This is a genomic window from Segatella copri (assembly GCF_019249795.2).
GTDB lineage: Bacteria > Bacteroidota > Bacteroidia > Bacteroidales > Bacteroidaceae > Prevotella > Prevotella copri_B.
In genome coordinates, this window is sequence record NZ_CP156891.1 from 764,416 (window position 1) to 784,025 (window position 19,610).

The 19,610-nt window shown below is 48.4% G+C and carries 15 protein-coding genes and 1 other RNA gene; 10 read left to right on the forward strand and 6 right to left on the reverse strand.

All coding sequences use genetic code 11. The annotated features are described in order from the left end of the window. Window positions 1-23 precede the first annotated feature (23 nt). Entirely contained in the window at window positions 24-770 is a 747-nt protein-coding gene (locus KUA48_RS03650; RefSeq protein WP_203054691.1) for a tRNA1(Val) (adenine(37)-N6)-methyltransferase, read from the reverse strand. A 223-nt stretch (window positions 771-993) separates the two neighbouring features. Between KUA48_RS03650 and lon the strand changes: the two genes are divergently transcribed. The 7 genes from lon (at window position 994) to KUA48_RS03685 (ending at window position 11,589) form a co-directional block, all read left to right on the forward strand. Beyond that, window positions 994-3,459, forward strand: coding sequence for an endopeptidase La (lon, locus tag KUA48_RS03655; RefSeq protein WP_218432772.1), 2,466 nt, complete (start codon window positions 994-996; stop codon window positions 3,457-3,459). Window positions 3,460-3,461: 2 nt separating this feature from the next. Further along, window positions 3,462-4,589, forward strand: coding sequence for a tRNA guanosine(34) transglycosylase Tgt (gene tgt / locus KUA48_RS03660; RefSeq protein WP_153085112.1), 1,128 nt, complete (start codon window positions 3,462-3,464; stop codon window positions 4,587-4,589). Between the two features lie 13 nt (window positions 4,590-4,602). After that, window positions 4,603-5,844: an LptF/LptG family permease gene (locus tag KUA48_RS03665; protein ID WP_153073894.1), complete on the forward strand. Its 1,242-nt coding sequence runs from the start codon at window positions 4,603-4,605 to the stop codon at window positions 5,842-5,844. Between the two features lie 86 nt (window positions 5,845-5,930). Beyond that, window positions 5,931-7,565: a DEAD/DEAH box helicase gene (locus tag KUA48_RS03670; protein WP_218432770.1), complete on the forward strand. Its 1,635-nt coding sequence runs from the start codon at window positions 5,931-5,933 to the stop codon at window positions 7,563-7,565. Window positions 7,566-7,596: 31 nt separating this feature from the next. Beyond that, complete coding sequence (locus KUA48_RS03675; RefSeq protein WP_218432768.1) at window positions 7,597-8,898, forward strand: ComEC/Rec2 family competence protein; 1,302 nt, start codon at window positions 7,597-7,599, stop codon at window positions 8,896-8,898. 219 nt (window positions 8,899-9,117) lie between these two features. Next, window positions 9,118-10,452 carry an NADP-specific glutamate dehydrogenase gene (locus KUA48_RS03680; RefSeq protein ID WP_218432766.1) on the forward strand — a complete coding sequence of 445 codons (1,335 nt, stop codon included), beginning with the start codon at window positions 9,118-9,120 and terminating at the stop codon, window positions 10,450-10,452. Between the two features lie 780 nt (window positions 10,453-11,232). Beyond that, window positions 11,233-11,589, forward strand: coding sequence for a hypothetical protein (locus tag KUA48_RS03685; RefSeq protein ID WP_256624445.1), 357 nt, complete (start codon window positions 11,233-11,235; stop codon window positions 11,587-11,589). Here KUA48_RS03685 and KUA48_RS03690 read toward each other — a convergent pair. From KUA48_RS03690 to rnpB, 3 genes are all read right to left on the reverse strand, one after another. Continuing rightward, the gene (locus KUA48_RS03690) at window positions 11,499-11,906 is read right to left on the reverse strand and encodes a YkvA family protein (protein ID WP_153073225.1); all 408 of its coding nucleotides are present in this window, start codon (window positions 11,904-11,906) and stop codon (window positions 11,499-11,501) included. The genes KUA48_RS03685 and KUA48_RS03690 overlap by 91 nt on opposite strands. Before the next feature lie 39 nt (window positions 11,907-11,945). Beyond that, window positions 11,946-12,383, reverse strand: a complete 438-nt coding sequence (locus tag KUA48_RS03695) for a hypothetical protein (protein ID WP_006847472.1) — start codon at window positions 12,381-12,383, stop codon at window positions 11,946-11,948. 86 nt (window positions 12,384-12,469) lie between these two features. Beyond that, window positions 12,470-12,870: RNase P RNA component class A (rnpB, locus tag KUA48_RS03700), an RNA gene on the reverse strand. Between the two features lie 427 nt (window positions 12,871-13,297). Here rnpB and KUA48_RS03705 point away from each other — a divergent pair. From KUA48_RS03705 to KUA48_RS03715, 3 genes are all read left to right on the forward strand, one after another. Further along, window positions 13,298-14,767, forward strand: a complete 1,470-nt coding sequence (locus tag KUA48_RS03705; protein WP_118254090.1) for a Do family serine endopeptidase — start codon at window positions 13,298-13,300, stop codon at window positions 14,765-14,767. Between the two features lie 184 nt (window positions 14,768-14,951). After that, window positions 14,952-15,815 carry an RNA polymerase sigma factor RpoD/SigA gene (locus KUA48_RS03710; RefSeq protein WP_215652704.1) on the forward strand — a complete coding sequence of 288 codons (864 nt, stop codon included), beginning with the start codon at window positions 14,952-14,954 and terminating at the stop codon, window positions 15,813-15,815. Between the two features lie 60 nt (window positions 15,816-15,875). After that, window positions 15,876-16,409 carry a hypothetical protein gene (locus KUA48_RS03715; RefSeq protein ID WP_153094101.1) on the forward strand — a complete coding sequence of 178 codons (534 nt, stop codon included), beginning with the start codon at window positions 15,876-15,878 and terminating at the stop codon, window positions 16,407-16,409. A gap of 106 nt (window positions 16,410-16,515) precedes the next feature. On the opposite strand, the gene KUA48_RS03720 is transcribed toward KUA48_RS03715, so the two are convergent. Further along, window positions 16,516-18,705: a S9 family peptidase gene (locus tag KUA48_RS03720; protein WP_153073221.1), complete on the reverse strand. Its 2,190-nt coding sequence runs from the start codon at window positions 18,703-18,705 to the stop codon at window positions 16,516-16,518. Between the two features lie 3 nt (window positions 18,706-18,708). Then, window positions 18,709-19,488 (reverse strand): gliding motility protein GldB, encoded by a 780-nt coding sequence (locus KUA48_RS03725; protein WP_228114679.1) that lies wholly within the window; start codon window positions 19,486-19,488, stop codon window positions 18,709-18,711. Window positions 19,489-19,610: the final 122 nt, after the last annotated feature.

Here is a 19,610-nt window from a genome sequence, read left to right on the forward strand (position 1 = left end):
TAGTGAGTAGTGATCACTAATCACTACTCACTAAGATAGAATTCTTCCGTTATTTTCCTATACCATTCCGAGCGGTTTCCCTGCGAATCCATCATCGTTTCAACATGCTCTTCATAAGGCGAAATGCGATGCTTGGCAAAACTCAGCATAAAGCGCTTTGGCTGCTTGCGCTCTACCGTCTTCACACCACACTTCCGTATAAGATAAAAACCTAATATACAAGACTCTGCAACAAACTGCTCCACTACTTCTACGGGAACAATTGCAGAGAAAATACCGTCATCAGAAAGCAGCCGTTTTACACCCGCAAACAAATCGCGGAACGGAAGACTGTCCGTATGTCTCGCCATCGTCCTCTTACTGTCCGGATTTTTCAAGCTATCTACAAAGAACGGAGGATTGCTCACTATCGCATCAAAAACACCGGCAGACTTCAAATCTTCAGCAGTTTCCAAAGCCTCAGCAGCTTCCGAAGTTCCCCCGAAATCCTGCAGTCTGCAGCATTCTATTTCCACCCTGTCGCGAAACGGACTTGCCATCACATTCTCCCTCGCCTGTCCGCAGGCATCAGCATCCATATCAATCCCTACGACCTCAGCTTCAGGAAAACGCTGCGCCATCATGAGCGAAATCAGTCCCGTTCCGGAACCGATGTCCAGAATCCGCCTGCCACCTTGCGCCCATGCACCCAGCAAAACGCCGTCAGTTCCCACTTTCATGGCACAACGGTCTTGCTCTATCTCAAACTGTTTAAATCGAAAATTACCCATAAATTCTTCTGTCTCTTTACAGAAGAAAACGAATGCGCCGCCGATTTATTTTATCGCAAACAGCAGAAATTGCCACTTCCACCTGCAAAAGCAGCTACTTACATCTATAAAAACGGGTACTAATATATAGAAAAAGCAATTTTATTATTAAATAATCTATCATCTTCCACGATATTTCATAAAAAATGAGTACCTTTGCACGGAAAATAGAAATCATAACAAAATGGATAATAGAAGAACAAGTACCCGAATACAAATGATTGCAGATTACGAGGGCGACCCGAAAACCCTGATCGAAGACCAGGAAGAAGGTTTGTACCCTACCCTCTGCATGCGAGATATTGTAGTTTTCCCTACCAACATGACCCCTATCGTTGTGGGCAGAAAGGAAAGTCTGAATCTCGTCCGGATGCTGGAAAAGAAACCAGACACCATATTCTGCGTATTCTGCCAGAAGAACAAAGATACAGAATCGCCCTACGAAGAAGACCTCTACCCTGTAGGTGTCTTCGCCAAACTCATCAAGGTGATCAAGATGCCTGGCACAGAGCAGATGAGCATCATCATCCAGGGTCTGGGCAGATGTCAGATGAAACATCTCGTTCAAAAAGAACCTTACACAGTAATTGACGTAAAAAGTCTTCCGGAGAAATGGCCTGACGAGAACAACGATGAACTCTTCAGAATGCTCTACGAGAACTTCCATTACGAAGCGACAGACTATATCAAATCAAACGCCAACTATACTGATGAGGCCATCCAGGCCATCAACGAACTCTCGAGCATTCATATGCAGTGCAACTTCATGTGCTCCCTCCTCCCTTTCTCCATCGAGGATAAAATCAAGATGCTGAAAGAGGAAAATCTCAGCGAGCGCATCATGCTTGCCATCAGATCCCTGAACAAGGTGCGCCATCTGCTACGCATCCAGACTGAGATTGAGAACAAAACCCACTACGACCTCGATGAACAGCAGAAGGAATACTTCCTCAAGCAGCAGATCAAGAACATCAGGGAAGAACTGGGAGAAGGCAACGCCAGTCCGGAGAAGAAGGAGATTCTGGAGAAGGCGAAAAAGAAGAACTGGAGCGAGGAAACTGCCAAAATCTTCAAGAAAGAAATTGCCAAGCTCGACACCCTGAACCCGCAGAGTCCTGACTATTCGATACAGATAGGATTCCTGCAGACCATGGTAGATTTGCCTTGGAACTCCTACACCCAGGACGACCTCAGTCTGACCCGTGCCAAGCGCATTCTGAACCACGACCACTACGGCATGGAGAATGTGAAGGAACGCATCCTGGAATTCCTCGCCGTAAGAGCACTGAACGGCGGCGGCAAGAGTCCTATCCTCTGCCTCTACGGTCCTCCGGGCGTAGGAAAGACCAGTCTGGGCAAGAGCATCGCAGCAGCCATGAAGCGCAAGTATGTACGCATGTCGCTGGGCGGTCTGCACGATGAAGCCGAAATCCGCGGTCACCGCCGCACCTATGTGGGAGCCATGCCGGGCCGCATCATCAAGAACATGCTGAAGGCAGGCAGCAGCAATCCGGTCTTCATCCTCGACGAGATTGACAAGGTGGCGCAGAGCAATTTCAACGGCGACCCAGCATCAGCCCTGCTCGAAGTGCTGGACCCGGAACAGAACAATGCCTTCCACGACAATTATCTCGATATGGATTACGACCTCTCCAAGGTACTCTTCATCGCCACAGCCAATGACCTGAGCGTCATTCCGCGTCCGCTCCTCGACCGTATGGAGCTGATAGAAGTAGGCGGCTACATCACCGAAGAGAAGACAGAGATTGCCAAGCGCCACCTCGTACCGGAAGAGCTGGAAAGCACCGGACTCGACAAGGTTTCGCCAAAGGTAAGTTTCAACAAGAATGCCCTCGAGTTCATCATCGAGCACTACACCCGGGAGAGCGGCGTAAGACAGCTGAAGAAGCAGATTGACAAGAGTCTGCGCAAGATGGCTTACAAACTTGCCTGCAACCAGGAGCTGAAGAACTACACCATCACCCCTGCCGAAGTAAAAGACCTGCTGGGCAATCCGCCGTTCAACCGCGACATCTACCAGGGCAACGACTATGCAGGAGTGGTAACCGGACTAGCCTGGACCTCAGTGGGCGGCGAAATCCTCTACATCGAAACCTCGCTCAGCAAGGGCAAGGCAGGCAAGCTCACCCTGACCGGAAATCTGGGCGACGTGATGAAGGAATCAGCCATTATCGCACTGGAATACGTCAAGTCGCACATCGACCTGCTCCAGGTAGACTACCGCATCTTCGAGCAATGGAACATCCACATCCACGTGCCTGAGGGAGCTACCCCGAAAGACGGTCCTTCTGCCGGAATCACCATCGCCACCAGCATCGCCTCAGCCATCACCCAGCGCAAGGTGCGTGCCAACACAGCCATGACCGGCGAGATAACCCTCCGCGGCAAAGTGCTCCCGGTAGGCGGAATCAAGGAGAAGATTCTGGCAGCCAAGCGGGCAGGAATCAAGCACATCGTGATGTGCAGGGAGAACCAGAAGAACGTAGAGGAAATACCGGAGAAATATCTCAAGGGCGTAGACTTCCACTATGTAGAGAATGTGGCTGACGTCTGGCAGTTCGCGCTGACCGACGAGAAGGTGAAAAAACCTACAGACTTCAGCATTGAGGAAAATGATAAAAAAGAATAGAAATGAAATTTGAATTACAAGTAACAGATAAAGCAAGCGATGCGCGTACAGGCATCATCACCACCGACCACGGACAGATCAAGACCCCAATCTTCATGCCCGTAGGAACCGTAGGAAGCGTGAAGGGCGTCCACTTCGAGGAACTCAAGAAGCAGGTCATGGCACAGATTATCCTCGGAAACACCTATCACCTCTACCTGCGCCCAGGTCTTGACGTCATCAGGGCAGCAGGCGGATTGCACAAGTTCAACGGCTGGGACCGTCCTATCCTCACCGACAGCGGCGGTTTCCAGGTCTTCTCGCTCACCGGCATCCGCAAGCTCAAGGAAGAAGGCTGCGAGTTCCGCTCCCACATCGACGGCAGCAAGCACTTCTTCACACCGGAGAATGTAATGGACACCGAGCGCATCATCGGAGCCGACATCATGATGGCCTTCGATGAATGTCCACCGGGACAGAGCGATTACCAGTACGCCAAGAACAGCCTCATGCTCACCCAGCGCTGGCTAGACCGCTGCATCAAGCGGTTCAACGAAACCGAGCCCCTCTACGGCTATCAGCAGAGTCTCTTCCCTATCGTTCAGGGCTGCACCTTCCCGGAACTGCGCCGCGAAGCAGCCAAATACATTGCCGACAAGGGAGCCGACGGAAATGCCATCGGCGGACTTGCCGTAGGAGAGCCTACCGAGGTGATGTATGAGATGATAGAAGTAGTGAACGAAATCCTGCCGAAAGACAAGCCGAGATATCTGATGGGCGTAGGAACCCCGCAGAACATCCTCGAAGCCATCGAGCGCGGCGTAGACATGTTCGACTGCGTAATGCCGACCCGCAACGGCCGCAACGCCATGCTCTTCACCTATCAGGGCACGATGAACATGCGCAACAAGAAGTGGGAGAAAGACTTCAGTCCGGTAGATCCAGACGGCTGCGACATCGACCTCGTAACCACGAAGGCCTACCTCCACCACCTCTTCAAGGCCCAGGAGCTGCTGGCGATGCAGATAGCCAGCATCCACAACCTCTCTTTCTATCTGCGCCTCGTGACCGATGCCCGCCATCATATCGAGCAGGGCGATTTCGTGGCATGGAAGAATTCCATCATCGACCAGCTTGGCCGAAGAATTTAAGTAAGCAAGCATCATGAAAGATTTTAAGAAAATAAGAAAACACCGCCGGCTCTACCGCACCGGCCGATGGGCTTCCCGCAAGTTCGGGTGGCTCATCAGGGCTGTGCGCTGGCTGGCTCACAAGCTCCGGTTCCTGCGCATATTCAGGTTTCTCAACCCGTTCAGGTACATCAAGAAGCTCGACTGGTACATTATCAAGAAGTTTCTGGGCTACTATTTCTTCTCCATCGCCCTAATCATCTCCATCGCCATCGTCTTCGACTTCAACGAGAACCTGTCAAAATTCACAGAGCACCATGCACCGGCGCGCGCAATCATCTTCGATTACTACGCCAACTTCGTGCCCTATTTTGCCAACCTCTTCAGTGCGCTGTTCGTGTTCGTGGCGGTCATTCTCTTCACCACCAAGATGGCAAGCAATTCCGAAATCATCGCCATCCTGGCGTCGGGAGTATCCTTCAAGCGTCTCCTTCGCCCATACATGATTACCTGCGTGCTGCTCTCAGCCCTCTCCTTCGGGCTTTCAGCCTACGTCATTCCCCACGGAACCGTCATCAGGCAGAACTTCGAGACGATGTACAAGAACAAGAAGAAGAATACCAGTGCCGAGAATGTACAGCTGCAGGTAGACAAGGGAGTGATTGCCTATATGCAGCATTACGACAACAGCATGAAACGCGGCTACGGATTCTGTCTCGACAAGTTCCAGGACAAGAAACTCGTAAGCCACCTTACAGCGATGGACATCCAGTACGACACCATTTCCGACAGCAAGTATCACTGGAAACTGAGCAACTGGAAAATCCGCAAGCTCCAGGGCATGAAGGAGCATATTACGAGCGGAGCCCAGAAGGACACCATCATCATGATGGAACCTACCGACCTGGTCTATTCCAAGGGTCAGCAGGAAACCTTCACCAGTCCTGAGCTCCGCGATTACATCTCCAAGCAGATTAACCGCGGTTCGGGCAACGTAGTGCAGTACGAGGTAGAATACCACAAGCGCATCGCCTCTTCCTTCGCTTCGTTCATCCTCACCATCATCGGCGTCTCCCTCTCAGCCCGCAAGCGCAAGGGCGGCATGGGAGCAGCATTGGGCGTTGGACTTGCGCTGAGTTTCGGCTACATCATGCTGCAGACGGTTTCTGCCACCTTCGCCATCCAGGCCAACTTCCCGTCTGTTCTGGCAGCGTGGCTTCCAAACTTCCTCTTCGCCATCGTAGCCTACTTCTGCTACCGCAAGGCACCGAGGTAATTATCAATTAATAATTAAGAGTTTATAGTTTATAGCAGCCATGCTCCCCTATAAACTATAAACTGTAAACTATAAACTATAGAAGAATGTATTTTGACGAATTAGATTTAAACGACAACGTGCTCGACGCATTATATGACATGCGCTTCGACACATGCACTCCAGTACAGGAAAAGTGCATTCCAGAGATATTAGAAGGTCACGATGTCTTGGGTGTAGCCCAGACCGGAACCGGCAAAACCGCAGCCTATCTGCTGCCAGTATTGAGCAAGCTCGATGACGGCGGTTATCCGAAAGACGCCATCAACTGCGTCATCATGTCACCAACCCGCGAGCTCGCCCAGCAGATAGACCAGGCGATGCAAGGCTTCGGCTACTACCTGCAGGGCGTGAGCAGCGTAGCCGTATACGGCGGCAACGACGGCAACCGTTACGATCAGGAGTTGCGCAGCCTCCGCATGGGCGCCGATGTAGTCATCGCCACCCCGGGCCGCCTCATCTCCCATATCTCTCTGGGCAATGTAGACCTCAGCAAGGTAAGTTTCTTCATTCTTGACGAGGCCGACCGCATGCTCGACATGGGTTTCTCTGACGACATCAAGACCATCGCGTCAAAACTGCCAAAGACCTGCCAGACCATCATGTTCTCGGCAACCATGCCTGAGAAGATAGAAGAACTGGCTAAGACCTTGCTCAAGAATCCGGTAGAAATCAAACTTGCCGTCAGCAAGCCAGCCGAGAAAATCAAGCAGGAAGCATACGTATGCTACGAAACCCAGAAGATGACCATCATCAAGGACATCTTCAAGGCGGGCGACCTGAAACGCGTCATCGTCTTCAGCGGCAGCAAATTCAAGGTGAAGCAACTCGCAGCTTCCCTCCAGCAGATTGGAGTAAACTGCGGAGCCATGCACAGCGACCTGGAACAGGCTGAGCGCGATGATGTGATGTTCAAGTTCAAGAGCGGACAGTATGATGTTCTCGTAGCTACCGATATTGTGGCGCGCGGAATCGACATCGATGATATTGAGATGGTCATCAATTACGATGTTCCTCACGATACAGAAGATTACGTTCACCGCATCGGCCGTACTGCCCGTGCCAACCGCGATGGTAGAGCCATCACCTTCGTGAGCGAAGAAGACCAGTACTGGTTCCAGCAGATAGAGAAGTTCCTGGAGAAGGTGGTAGACAAAATGCCTCTCCCTGAGGGATGCGGCGAAGGTCCTGAATACATCAAGCTTAACAAGCCGAAGAAGAAAGGCGCAAACGGAAGAAACAACAGACGCGGTAACGGCAAAAACGGCGAGGCCGGAAAGAACAGTGCCAAGAACCGCCGACAGAAAGACCGCGACCAGACTTCTCACAAGCGCAAGCCAAACAAGCCAAACGAGCGTCAGGAAAAAGCACCACGCAGCAACGAACAGCAGCCTCAGCAGGGTAACAAGCAGCAGAACGCAAAGCAGCAGAACAGAAAGCCAGCCCAGCCAGGCGAGCAGCCAAAGAACAGCAACAGCCAGAAGCGCCGCAATAACAGCAACCAGCAGCGCCCAGGCACCGAGAACAATATTCGCCCAGGCAGCAACGGCCGTGGCAGAGGCGTAGCCCAGAAAAAGGGCGACAAGTCGGCTGCACGCAAGCACACCCCTATCGTAAATCCACAGAAGCAAGAAAATGCTGTGAAGAAATTCATCAAGCGCATCTTCGGATTCAAGAAATAGGAAATAAATTATCTTTTAAAAGAAAAGAGGAATGATGAAAGCGCTACCCCTCACCCCGCTCATGACCATCAGCCTCACACTGACGATCGGAATCATCATAGCCAAATGGGGCTATGATGATTTCAATATGCGCTTCTGGCTCATCATCTCCATCATTTCATGCGCCCTTAGCAGCATCATCTTTTTCCTTACTAAGTTTTTAAGCAAAAAAGCTTACTTCAGCAGGAGCCACCAGTTTCTCATCTACTCCCAATGCGTGATGATGCATTTATGCATTCTGAGCCTTGGGGCTTTTCTTACCTGCAAGCAAATAGCTGATTCCCAAACCTCTACACAACTGAAAAACTGGCAGGAACTGCCTTACCTCACACGGGCAAAAATCAATACCGAACGCTATAAAAGCAATATTGAAAGCAAACTGGTTTCCCTTCACGTAAAACAGCAAGACTATGCAGTCATCGCAGCCATGGCGCTGGGCGACAAGAGCGCACTCGACTCGAACACCCGAAACAGTTACTCCATTTCCGGAGCCAGTCACATCCTGGCAGTAAGCGGACTTCATATAGGCATTATCTTCCAGCTTTTCATCTTTCTGCTAGGCGGCAGAAAGTACTCAGTTTACACCATCATCCTGTCCCTCATCTCCATCTGGACCTACGTTTTTCTCATAGGATTGCCGGCAAGTGCAGTCCGTGCAGCCATCATGCTTTCAGCCTACAGCTTAAGCTTAGCTTTTCATCGTACCGGTCTGCCGCTCAATACTTTATCCTCAGCTTATATATTTATGCTCTTCATCAGTCCGCTCTATCTTTTCGAGTTGAGTTTCCAGCTTTCGTTCCTGGCCGTAGCCTCCATTCTGTTGTTCTTCACACCCCTTTACACCCTCCTCCCCATCCGCAGCCGTTTCATCCGTTGGGCATGGGGACTCCTTTGCGTTTCACTGGCAGCCCAGATAGGAACCCTTCCGGTCATCGTCTACACCTTCGGCAGAATATCGTGCTATTCACTTCTCACCAATTACATCGCCATTCCCGCAGCAACCCTCATCCTATATCTTGGGGCAGCATTAATCCTGTTCTCCCCACTCACGTTATGGGCGCCCATAGCACCGGTTGCCGCCCCACTCATCAGCCTTACATCAGGCGCCCTGACCAGCATCACCCAGTTTTTGAATACAGCCATAAAACTGATCAGCATGCTGCCTGGAGCAAGCATCGAAAACGTAAGAATCAGTCTGCCTCAGGTAATCGGTCTCTACGCTATCATCCTGCTCATTTATGCCCTATGGCGCAGGATAGATAAACAGAAGTCGTCAGAATGCAAGATTCCATAAAACGGAGATAAAGGCTTAAACCCCGAAAAACGTCTCTTATATAATAAGGTGTGCGTACACAAAAGCGCTACAAATCGAGGTTAAGAATGTTAAAAAATAACTTTTTTCTACTTTTTCTGCATTTTTTCTTTCTTTTTGTTGGTGTTTTCGAGAAAAACATGTATCTTTGCAACCAGAAATAAAAAATAAGAATTTAAACTCAATAAAAGATTAAAGATTATGAAAGCATCAGAAGTCATCGCGAATCTCCAAAGAAGATTCCCAAACGAGCCTGAGTACATTCAGGCAGTTAGTCAGGTTCTCGGTACTATCGAGGAAGAGTACAACAAGCACCCAGAGTTTGAGAAGGCAAACCTCATCGAGCGTCTCTGCATTCCAGACCGCATCATCCAGTTCCGCGTATCTTGGGTAGATGATAAGGGCAACGTACAGACTAACATGGGTTACCGCGTTCAGCACAACAACGTGATTGGCCCTTACAAGGGAGGTCTTCGCTACCACAAGTCAGTAAACTTGGGTATTTTGAAGTTCTTGGCTTTCGAGCAGACATTCAAAAACTCTCTTACTACTCTCCCAATGGGTGGTGCTAAGGGTGGTTCTGACTTCTCTCCACGTGGCAAGAGCAACAACGAGGTAATGCGTTTCTGCCAGGCTTTCATGACAGAACTTTATCGTCACATGGGTCCAGACGAGGATGTTCCAGCTGGTGATATCGGTGTAGGTGGCCGTGAGGTAGGTTACCTCTTCGGAATGTACAAGAAGTTGACACACCAGTTCCAGGGCGTCTTGACCGGTAAGGGTCAGGAGTTCGGCGGTTCATTGATTCGTCCTGAGGCTACAGGTTACGGTAACGTATACTTCCTCTGCAACATGCTCGCTACCAAGGGTATTGACATCAAGGGCAAGACAGTTTTGGTTTCAGGTTCAGGTAATGTAGCCCAGTACACTATGGAGAAGTTGCTCCAGTTGGGTGCTAAGCCAGTTACATGTTCAGATTCAGACGGTTACATCTACGACCCAGACGGAATCGACCGCGAGAAGCTCGATTACATCATGGAGCTCAAGAACGTAGAGCGTGGCCGTATCAAGGAGTATGCAGAGAAGTATGGTGTAAAATATGTTGCAGGTGCTAAGCCTTGGTTTGAGAAGGCAGACATCGCTCTCCCATCAGCTACTCAGAACGAAATCAACGAGGAGGCAGCTAAGGCTCTCATCGCCAACGGCGTAATCGCAGTAAGCGAGGGTGCTAACATGCCTTCTACTCCAGAGGCTATCAAGGTATTCCAGGATGCTAAGATTCTCTACTCTCCAGGTAAGGCAGCCAACGCAGGTGGTGTTGCAGTATCAGGTCTTGAGATGAGCCAGAACTCAGAGCGTCTGAAGTGGTCTCGTGAGGAGGTTGATGCTAAGCTCCACGACATCATGAACGATATTCACGCTAACTGCGTGAAGTATGGTACAGAGCCAGACGGTTACGTAAATTACGTAAAGGGTGCAAACGTAGCCGGCTTCCTGAAGGTAGCTAAGGCTATGATGGCTCAGGGCATTGTATAAGGCTAGAAAATTTTTAAATAAAATTAATACAATAGAAAAATAGGAAATTAGGAAATAGCGGGTCTGTGAAGATCCGCTATTTTTTGTGTCTACTCCTTCCCCCACTCCTTCTTTACATCAAAGCAGGGACAGGCTTTGTTGGCAAATTCATTATGCCCATGAATCGTGGCTAATGGATATATCACAAAGTTGGGCAGGCTGGAAAGCTTTTGCCTTTACAGGCTTATAATGCCTAAAAAGGGTGTTCAGTATTCAGTATTCAGTTTTTTTCGCTGTTGTTACCATCCTCTACATAGAAGGTATATTATATATATAATAATATATAATATAAAATAATTACTTACAATTTGTAACCACAAAATGGGTAACTATCGCGAAAAAAACTGAATACTGAATACTGAACACGTTTCCCCGTAATCGGGTATTACTTTGTAACATGCTGATTTATATCATAATACATAGTTTTCTATGCCGCTAAAACATAGAGATGCGCCCCATAAAACATAGAATTTATTCTTCATAACTAACTTTCAAATCGTAAGTTGCTGAAAATCGCTCCTTATCACATGCTTAAATTTGGCGGTTACCGAAAATCTTCGTACCTTTGCACCGGCAATCGAAAGAACAGCCTTTTGTGCCTTGCTCGGGTCTTCTATTAAGACCAACACGGGCCATAAATGATGGCAGGCGCCGGTCATCAATGAAGACCCCGAAAACGGCAGGAACGGGGCGTTCTGGGGAGTTGCAAAACAAAGGACTCTAAACATACTATAAACGACTATGATTAATTACAGCATCGTAATGCGTAGCGTGAACGCAAATCTTCTGGAAATCAACCAGGCGAAGAAGGAGGGCAAGAATCCTGACCCAAAGGACCTGGAACTCGTGAAGACTGAGAAGCAGAATGCTTTCGCCATCTCACAGTACACTGACATCATGCCCATCGAGAAGTTTGCCAAGCACATCACCTCACATGGTAGTGTTTATTCGAGAGCCGACAAGTTCACCGCTCTTCCGGTCATGGTCATTTCCGGTCATTATCATTTTCAGACTGGAGTATCGGTGGCTGAATCCTTCAAGAGGTCATCGGCTGATGGAATCTCATCTTCATCAAACCACTTCTTCAACTTGTCCTGAGCCTTTGCTTTTACATCTTCTGAAACCTCACCCCAAACTTTCTTGAGCACAAACAGCAATACAGCCAGGTCATCACCCAAACCGGCAATAGGTATGGCGTCTGGAATCACATCGAGCGGACTGATGAGATAACCCAAGGCACCTACGATCAGAGCCTTGTCCTTCAGCGAAACCTTGTCACTCTCTAACGTATAATAGAGAATGAGCGCTGTATAAACCATCTTGGCACCGGCACGTTTGGCAACATGCGAAATCTTCTCGACAAATGCACGCTGGGTGAACTTGTCCTTATAGTCCATAAAGTCTGGTAATGTCATACTACTTATAGTTTATAGTTTATTATTTACAGTTTACAGTTACGACCGCTTCTCGTAGAAGAGGACTGCCTTGATGAAGGTCTCCATCTTAGGCTCCTTATGATGGTTCACGCGATAGGCGATGATCATCTGGAGAAGTGCCTTGACAAAACACGCCAGCAGCAGACCGATGATGACGGCTATGACCGTAGCGAGCATCTTGCCGTTGTCGTAGACGGGTGACTTATCCGGGAAACAGGACAGCACCAGTACGGGGAGGACGGTGATGAAACCGCCGATAGTGAGCTGGCTGCGCTTGGAACCACCCATGTCGAGTATCGCCTGCTTATCGAAAAGATAATCATCCAGCTCCATGCGGGTAATGCCATAGTTCTCAAACTTTGGGAAATCGGGCTCATTGCCATATTTCGCTATCTTGCCCGTTACCTTATGTTCGAAATCATCTAATATCTGCTTTTCCGGTTCTCTGAGTTTCATAATCTTGCTAGTTTTTAAAATCGTTTAAAATGAATGCATCTTATACCTTAATTATATATAAAGGCTGCGATGCTGAAAAAGAAAAGAAAAGCAGTGCCCCTGTAAGCCGAGTTCTGTGTTCCTATTGAAAATAAGAACGTCTGTCATTTATCTAGTCCCAAAGTCACCCTTGGGCTCAAGCACTCTACCCTCCACAGCAGCCCGAAGGCAATCGGACGAGCCGCCCTCAATCTGCGGTATACATGAGCTTACAGCTCCCAGATGGCACAGCCTGACGATCACCCGCCAGCTGGTGGTCTCTTACACCACCTTCTCACCCTTACTCTCACCACCCCAGACTGGACAAACGGGATAAGTGAAAGCGGTTATTTTCTTCTACCGACACCTACTGTCACCAATAGCTTCTAGTTTCGGAAGTGGGATGCCCTATGCTGCCCGGACTTTCCTCTCGCACCTGAAAGATGCCAGCGACAGACCGGAGCACTGCTTTCGACATGCAAAAGTACAAAAAACTTTTGATACTATCGCACGATTCCTCACTTTTTTATGCATCATTAGTTATTCGCAAGGCTATTTTCACTCTTCCCCCCGGTTAAACCGAGTTTTTGAGCCTCTATCTTTTAACAGATATTCAATAATTAACAAAAGATAGTTTCATATACAAAACTATCTTTTTCATGTTCACATTCAAATATTTGTGAATTTAGGGCATTTCTTGTTTAATAGCCGTTAAAGTGTTAATTTAAAATGTTAAAACGGAATAAATTTATGCAGAGAATGAAGCGTATCTCAAAAAATGACCCTATATTTGCAACCGGAAAACAGAGCGGTGCATGGCAAGCTGACTTTTGGCATGATATTAGCTGCTGCAGTTCCAAGGAAAAGAAAAGTAAACAATAAAAAAAATAAGAGACATGAAAAAATTAAGTAATTATGTTGTGGCTGTGCTCTGCGTTGGTTCGCTCGCATTTTCAGCCGGTGCTTTCATGAAAGTAAATGCTACACCTGCAGCTACCGCTGCGCCAGCAGGTCAGCCCGTAGACTTAACCTATGCTGCCGAGAAGGCGCTGCCTGCTGTAGTACATATTAAATACGTACAGAACTCGAAGGTGAAGACGGTAGATGTGCAGGACGACCCATTCGGAGGTTTCTTCGACCCGTTCGGCTTCTTCGGCAACCCGGGACAGGGCAACGGAGGAACACGCAAGCAGAAAGTGCAGACTCCAAAGAGAGAGGCTACCGGTTCGGGCGTCATCATCAGTCAGGACGGCTACATCGTTACCAACAACCACGTGGTAGAAGGTGCTGACGAGCTGACCGTAACGCTGAACGACAACCGTGAATTCTCGGCTCGCATCATCGGAACCGACAAGACTACCGACCTCGCCCTCATCAAGGTAGACGGCAAGAACCTGCCTACCCTGCCTATCGCCGACAGCGACAAGGTGAAGGTGGGTGAATGGGTCATCGCCGTGGGCAACCCATTCGGACTGAACAATACGGTTACAGCCGGCATTATCTCTGCCAAGGCACGTTCGCTCGGTGCCAACGGTGTAGAGAGTTTCATCCAGACCGATGCTGCCATCAATGCAGGTAACTCGGGCGGTGCACTCGTCAACACCCAGGGCGAACTGGTAGGCATCAACGCCATGCTCTATTCACAGACCGGTTCTTACTCCGGCTACGGTTTCGCCATCCCTACCTCTATCATGAACAAGGTGGTAGACGACCTGAAGAAATACGGCAGCGTACAGCGCGTGATGCTGAGCATACAGGGAAGCGATGTGCTGAACTATATCAACGCCCAGAAGGAGAACGGCAAGGAAGTGAACCTGGGAACCAACGAGGGTGTTTACATTGCCAAGGTTGATGAAGACGGCAACGGTGCTGAGGCAGGACTGAAGGAAGGTGACGTGATTACCAAGGTTGACGGCAAGAAGGTGACCAAGATGGCTGAGCTGCAGGAAATCCTGAACGGCAAGCGCCCTGGCAACAAGATGAGCATCACCTACCTGCGCAACAAGAAGGCAAGCACCAAGACCATCACGCTGAAGAATGCCCAGGGTAATACTTCGGTTATCAAGAGTGCCGACCTCGACGTGCTCGGTGGCAGCTTCCGCCCTATTACAGAGAGCCAGAAGAACCAGCTCAACATCAAGTATGGTGTAGAGGTGATGAAGGTGAACAGCGGCGCCCTGAAGGATGGTGGCATTTCACGCGGTTTCATCATCCAGCGCATCAACGACAACAACATCAATACGATTGATGACCTGCAGAAGGCTGTAAAGAGTGCTTCTACCAGCAAGGACCCAGTGCTCTACATTCAGGGTATATGGCCAACAGGCAAGAAGGCTTACTTCGCTGTTCCGCTGCAGAAAGACTAAGGGTAAGAGTTTTAAGAGAAACGTCTCATGATTGAGTAGTGAAAAAGGCATTTTTACTGCCAAAAACTCAAGAAACAGACAAAAAACAATAAAATAGTAGGTATTTCTGAAAAATATCTACTATTTTTTTTGGTATTTAAACAAAAAAGTGTATTTTTGCAACTACTTAAAATTTGATGCCAGCATGAGACAATTAAAAATTACTCAATCAATTACGAATCGCGCAAGCGCATCGTTAGAAAAATATCTTCAAGATATTGCTCATGAGGAGCTGCTCTCTACAGATGAAGAGGTGGAGCTCGCTCAGCGTATAAGAAAAGGTGACCGTAGGGCATTGGAGAGATTAACAAAAGCCAATCTCCGTTTCGTGGTGTCTGTTGCCAAACAATACCAGAACCACGGGATCAGTTTGCCTGATCTTATCAACGAAGGAAATGTGGGGCTTATCAAAGCCGCACAGAAGTTTGATGAAACCCGAGGCTTTAAGTTCATCTCTTACGCCGTATGGTGGATTCGCCAGAGCATTCTGCAGGCCATAGCCGAGCAGAGCAGACTTGTGCGCCTTCCGCAAAACCAGGTGGGAAGCGTTAACAAGATTAACAGAGAGATGAGTAAGTTCGAACAGGAATTTGAACGCAAACCGAGTGTAGATGAAATGGCTGACCGCGTAGACTTGCCGGAAGACAAGATAGAGAACGCCATGAAGGCTACATCGACAAGTCGCCACCTGAGCGTGGATGCTCCTTTTTCTGATGATGAAGATGGCAGCATGCTCGACCTGATGGCCAATTCGGATGATCCGACCGACAATGAACTGCTGACAGAGTCGCTGAGAGCTGAAATAGAAAGACTGCTCAAGACGCTGCCGGACAAAGACCAGAAAATCATTGCTGCCTTCTATGGCATAGGAACACCTGAACTGACGCTTGAAGAAATCGGAACCAAGTATCATCTCACCAGGGAAAGAGTACGCCAGATCAAGGAAAAAACGATAAGGCGACTCCGGAACAGTACGACAGATAAACTGCTGAAGTCCTATCTGGGATAAGGAAAGATCCTGCAGACTGATGGGGCAGACAGCACAAAACAAAATAAGACAGAAAAAGAAATGAAAATTACAAAAATTGCATTAGCATCTATTGCATTAGCATGTTTCAGCTCGCTCTCTGCATCAGCCAAGAACGAAGTTAAGACTGCATACATCTTTGGATTTGCCTCGTCGTTTAATGACTCTACAGTCTATTTCACAGACGTTCAGAAGGTTGATTCTGCCTATTTCACCCGCAAGAACAAGTTTCTGGTAAGCCGCGAGAACTATTCATACCAGTTGCGCGACTATCTGGAGCAGAAAGGTGCCGGCAACCGCACGTGTATCGTGATGTTTGACTTCAACCAGAAGAAGGCTGAAAAGAAATGGAACAAACTCTATGCAAGATACGTTCAGAAGCCAAAGGCTAAGAAGGCAAAGAACGGACAGCAGATGAACGATGCGCCTAGCCCTTATCAGGTGAAGACCATCAACTCTACTGATTTTCATTTTTCATCTGTTCAGCCAAACGATGAAGAGGTTGAAGAGGTAAAAGTGAAGAAGGCTAAGAAAGCCAAGAAAGAAGAGCGCAGAAAAGGCGCTAAAACTGAATAAGAAATCAAACTATCCTTACTCTGCAAAGTAATAAGGAGAACATTAAATGAAGAAGCCATTCCCTTTCAGCCGGGAATGGCTTCACTTTTTTATATCATATCATTTTCTACTTCAGGTTCTGCTTGAACCAGTTAGCTATCTGGCGAAGCAGATGGTTACGGGTATTGCCACCCGAAATGCCGTGATTACGGTTCGTGTACCACAGGGTCTTGAAGTCCTTGTCTGCCTGAACCAACGCCTCAGCATATTCGAAGGTATTCTGCGGATGCACATTGTCATCTGCCAATCCGTGACAGATAAGCAACGCACCATGCTGCTGCTTTACCCGCTCGATAGGGTTCACCTTGTAACCCTCTTCGTTCTCCTTAGGAGTGCGCATGTAGCGCTCAGTATAAACCGAATCATAGAAGCGGTAGCAGGTAGGAGGAGCCACAGCCACACCTGCCTTGAACACAGGACGGCCCTCGCTCATACTCATCAGCGTATTGAAACCACCATAGCTCCAGCCCCAAATGCCGATATTATCCTTGTCTACATAAGGCAGAGAACCCATGTAGAGAGCTGTCTCAACCTGGTCTTTCGACTCTAAATCGCCCAGACGGAGATAAGTAGACTTCTCAAACTCAGCTCCTCTACCGCCTGTTCCACGACCATCTACGCAGGCAATGATGAATCCTTCCTGTGCAAGATAATAATCGAAAGCACCGCCATTGCCCATACTGCCCGTGCTCCATGAATCGAGCACCTGCTGGTTGCCCGGACCGGAATACTGGAAGAGGATGACAGGATACTTCTTGCTGGCGTCGAAATCTACAGGCTTCACCATCCAGCCGTCCAGTTTCACACCTTCGGAAGTGGTGAAAGAGAAAGTCTCGCGCTTGCCCCAATTATACTTCCGTGTCTTTTCGAGCAGCTGTTTGTTGTCTTCCAATGTCTTGATGAGCTTGCCCTTGTTGCTGCGTACGGTGAAGACATAAGGATGGCTGTAGCTGCTCCAGGTGTTGACGAAATAGCGGTAATCGCCCGAGAAGTTAGCCGAGTTGGAACCAGCCGCATCGGTAAGCCGCTCCACCTTTCCGTTCTTATGAGCCACGTAAACCTGGCGGTCGTGCGCATTGAGCTTAGCAGCCTGGAAATAAACATCGCCCGTCTTCTCATCCATTCCGTAGATAGAGGTAACATCATAGTTGCCCTTCTCTACCTGGCGCAGGAGCTTGCCGTTCATATCATAGAGATAGAGATGCATGAAGCCGTCGCGGTCGCTAGGAAGCAGGATGTTCTTCTTGCCCACGATGCTGTTTTCAATCACCTCTTCCTTTACAAACTTAGGCACACTCTCCTTGATGAGCATCCTGCTCTTGCCGGTGAAAGGATTGACTGCATAGAGGCGCATGTCGTCCTGATGGCGGTTCATCGTATAGACAATCAGACTGTTGGCGTCTGGCGATGTCTTGATGCGTGGATAATAGCCGTCGGAATCTACAGGCACATCGAGCGCCACGGTCTTGCCGTTCTTCATATCATAGCTCCAGAGGCTCACCTTAGAGTTGTCCTGTCCTGCCTTAGGATATTTATAGGAATACTCTCCCGGATAGTCGTGATACTCGCTATGGGTAGGATGAGAACCTTCAAACATCTGCAGAGAATAAGTCTTTACGTGCGATTCGTCGAAGCGTATCCATCCGATGGCAGTTCCATCCGCATTCCATGCAAAGGCGCGGTTGAAGCTGAATTCCTCTTCGTAAACCCAATCAGGAATACCATTGATTACCTCGTTGAACTTACCGTCGCGGGTAATTTGGGTTTCCTTATCTCCATCGGTAACAAAGAGATTGTTATCCTTTACGAAGGCGATGTGGCGTGAATCAGGCGACCAGGTAGCCACCTGCTGGTTAACACCCTGGGAAAGCTTCTTCAAACTCTTCTTAGCAATATCATATACGAAATACTCAGCCTTGAACGAGCGGCGGTAGATAGCCTCGCGATGGGTCATGATAAGCAATTTCTTGCCATCAGGACTGATTACATAACCCTCAATCTGTTCGAAGGGAGCCTTGACTGCGCTCACATCGAAGAGGATGCTCATCTGCTTGCCCGTCTTGAACGAATAACTGATAACCTGCTTGCCATCATTGCTGATAGAAGCGTACAAATCGGTGCCATCAATAGGGTTAATACCGGTAACATAAGAGGCAGCAAACTCGCCGGAGGTAATGGCCTTCAGGTCGAGTTTATCTGCAGCTTGCATTGCTGAAACCATCATGACAGTTGCAATAAAAACTGGAAATCTTTTCATGTGTTAATCTTTATGTAATGCCTCTATAGGCGAATAATCTTCGTCCTTGAGCAGTTGTTTTACCGTTACTTTAGGGTTGCGCTTTACATAAGCGTTGATTGTATTCACATACTTGGTCTTGAAAATCTCCTTGCCCATCGCCTTGTTTACAGCCCACATAATCTTGCCCATGTGCAGATCGCGGTCGAGCTGCGGACGGGTGTCGAACTGATCCATCGGAAAGATGCTCAGCAGATAGAAGGTAAGGCAATCTGGCACAATATACTGGCGCGACATGGTGCTACGCTGCTGCGGCGTATAGAATTTCTTGTAGAGCGGATAGTTTTCGCCCATGTATTTATCGAGCGAAATTCCTACTGAGTGTTCTCCTACTACGATGCTCTGGTCGAGAGCGCCAATCTGGGCATAGAAACAAGGCTGCTGGAGCTCCGGAATCCAACTGTTCAGACGTGAGAAGGCAGATTTCAGCTGTTCGTTGATGTCTTCCATATTGGCAAATTCTGCCTCAGCATCGGCAATAAGTGCCTGCAGGGTAGAATCCTGATAGAACATGAGGAAACGGTTGCTGATATTGGCGTCGGTAATGGTGCCAAGCTGAAGCATTTTCTCTATCAGCGTACGGGTTTCTATCGGGTAATCGGTGTTCATCTGCTGCAGGGCTGAGAAATCACCGGTAGTAAGATATCTGCTTTCCAATCGGTCGTAACGCTGTACTGACAGGGGCACAGCCTCTCCTTCCTCGTTCGGCTTGAACTTAAACTCGCAGGCCGAACTGAGAAGCACTATTGCTAATATGACTATATAATTAAAAAAACTTTTCACGATAATTTACAAATCTTCGAGTTACGACTGCAAAAATACTAAAAATTATTTAAATTACCAAGCTTTTTTGCTAAAAAATCATA

Bases quoted from the DNA above. Each gene is read 5' to 3' on its own strand.
- KUA48_RS03670 (WP_218432770.1), top strand. From the start codon at position 5,931: ATGTATTTTGACGAATTAGATTTAAACGACAACGTGCTCGACGCATTA.
- KUA48_RS03680 (WP_218432766.1), top strand. From the start codon at position 9,118: ATGAAAGCATCAGAAGTCATCGCGAATCTCCAAAGAAGATTCCCAAAC.
- tgt (WP_153085112.1), top strand. From the start codon at position 3,462: ATGAAATTTGAATTACAAGTAACAGATAAAGCAAGCGATGCGCGTACA.
- KUA48_RS03715 (WP_153094101.1), top strand. From the start codon at position 15,876: ATGAAAATTACAAAAATTGCATTAGCATCTATTGCATTAGCATGTTTC.
- KUA48_RS03710 (WP_215652704.1), top strand. From the start codon at position 14,952: ATGAGACAATTAAAAATTACTCAATCAATTACGAATCGCGCAAGCGCA.
- KUA48_RS03675 (WP_218432768.1), top strand. From the start codon at position 7,597: ATGATGAAAGCGCTACCCCTCACCCCGCTCATGACCATCAGCCTCACA.
- KUA48_RS03720 (WP_153073221.1), bottom strand. From the start codon at position 18,705: ATGAAAAGATTTCCAGTTTTTATTGCAACTGTCATGATGGTTTCAGCA.
- KUA48_RS03705 (WP_118254090.1), top strand. From the start codon at position 13,298: ATGAAAAAATTAAGTAATTATGTTGTGGCTGTGCTCTGCGTTGGTTCG.
- KUA48_RS03685 (WP_256624445.1), top strand. From the start codon at position 11,233: ATGATTAATTACAGCATCGTAATGCGTAGCGTGAACGCAAATCTTCTG.
- KUA48_RS03690 (WP_153073225.1), bottom strand. From the start codon at position 11,906: ATGACATTACCAGACTTTATGGACTATAAGGACAAGTTCACCCAGCGT.
- KUA48_RS03650 (WP_203054691.1), bottom strand. From the start codon at position 770: ATGGGTAATTTTCGATTTAAACAGTTTGAGATAGAGCAAGACCGTTGT.
- KUA48_RS03695 (WP_006847472.1), bottom strand. From the start codon at position 12,383: ATGAAACTCAGAGAACCGGAAAAGCAGATATTAGATGATTTCGAACAT.
- KUA48_RS03665 (WP_153073894.1), top strand. From the start codon at position 4,603: ATGAAAGATTTTAAGAAAATAAGAAAACACCGCCGGCTCTACCGCACC.
- lon (WP_218432772.1), top strand. From the start codon at position 994: ATGGATAATAGAAGAACAAGTACCCGAATACAAATGATTGCAGATTAC.